General features: G+C 66.4%; 3 protein-coding genes. All 3 read left to right on the top strand.

The window, feature by feature from the left end; all coding sequences use genetic code 11:
- A partial coding sequence (locus tag AC1DTN_RS37425; RefSeq protein ID WP_477925164.1) for a hypothetical protein occupies positions 1-305 on the top strand: 305 nt, incomplete at its 5' end.
- Positions 302-706: a hypothetical protein gene (locus AC1DTN_RS37420; RefSeq protein ID WP_477925162.1), complete on the top strand. Its 405-nt coding sequence runs from the start codon at positions 302-304 to the stop codon at positions 704-706. The genes AC1DTN_RS37425 and AC1DTN_RS37420, both read left to right, overlap by 4 nt.
- A gap of 11 nt (positions 707-717) precedes the next feature.
- Positions 718-909 (top strand): hypothetical protein (locus AC1DTN_RS37415; RefSeq protein ID WP_477925160.1); only part of this gene is annotated, 192 nt, incomplete at its 3' end.

Genomic DNA, 909 nt, shown 5'->3' with positions numbered 1-909 from the left:
CCGTTACTGCCTGGCAGGAGAAGAGATTGGACAAGCAACACAAGGACTGCGCCGCCCCCAACAAGGCGCAACAACTTCAAGCAGCAGGCACGCAGGCAATCAACGTCGTCCTGACGATCTTGCTGATCGCCGTGTGGCTTGGCTTGACCGCATATCTGGACGTCAAGCCGTCCGACACCGACGCCCTTCAGGCCTCGGCCGACAACTTCAACGACGCCCTGCGCGATGCCCGCATCGCGAAGCGTGACGCCGCGCGCGAGWAGCGCCACCCCTTCACCACCACCACCGCAGAAAGCCAACCATGACATCAACAAGCAAGCTCCCGCCTGACGTCAGCACGCCCCGCGTGCTGGAACTCCAACCCCTCCCCTACGGAGAGCGCCCTTCGTTCAGCGCGGTCCCTGAAGGCGAGTTCGTCTTCATGTGCGTCACCCGGCGCGCCGCCAACGAGGCGCATGCGCCGGACGGGGCATCGCGGCTGAACGTCGTGATGCTGGCTTGCGCCCTTTCCGCGCTGCTCGCCCTGGCAGCCGTTGGCGCCGCGCTGACGGTGTTCAGCGTCAGCATGCTCGAACAGATCGCGCGCCTGATGCACACGGCGCCGGAGCCCGTCGGCTATGGCCTGCTGACCTCCCTGTGCTGCGTGCTCGCCGTGGCCATGTACTTCCGCGTTCGCGGCTACACCGATCACGGGGTGCTGTCATGAGCGCGTCCCAAATGAGCGACTACTCAGCGCTGCCGAAGGTCGGCTCCGCGCCTGACGCAACCGCCACGCCGCCCTTCGACGTGGACACCCCGGCAGCCAACCAGCCCGACGTCGACCCCGCCACCGCTGCGGCAGAGGCGAAACCCACGGCCACCGCCCTGGCGCTGCTCGAAGTCACGAACAACATCGCCGAGTTCGATTCG

This window comes from Rhizobium sp. 01T444 (assembly GCF_056398305.1).
This window is presented reverse-complemented; position numbering and strand designations above follow the sequence as displayed.